At 54.2% G+C, this 212-nt stretch carries 1 rRNA gene; it reads right to left on the reverse strand.

What is annotated here, in order from left to right:
* Positions 1 to 212 (reverse strand): 16S ribosomal RNA (locus MFF64_RS37685); the annotation flags it as partial.

Here is a 212-nt window from a genome sequence, read left to right on the forward strand (position 1 = left end):
AGCCTGGGCAGCACTGTGTTTCAGCCAGAGCTGTACGCATTTTACGGCTACAGCTGGGTTTCTAGCCCCCTCTACGAGACTCAAGCTTGCCAGTATAAGATGCAGTTCCCAGGTTGAGCCCGGGGATTTCACATCTGACTTAACAAACCGCCTGCGTGCGCTTTACGCCCAGTAATTCCGATTAACGCTTGCACCCTCCGTATTACCGCGGC

It is taken from the genome of Methylobacterium frigidaeris (assembly GCF_022179185.1).
GTDB lineage: Bacteria > Pseudomonadota > Alphaproteobacteria > Rhizobiales > Beijerinckiaceae > Methylobacterium > Methylobacterium frigidaeris.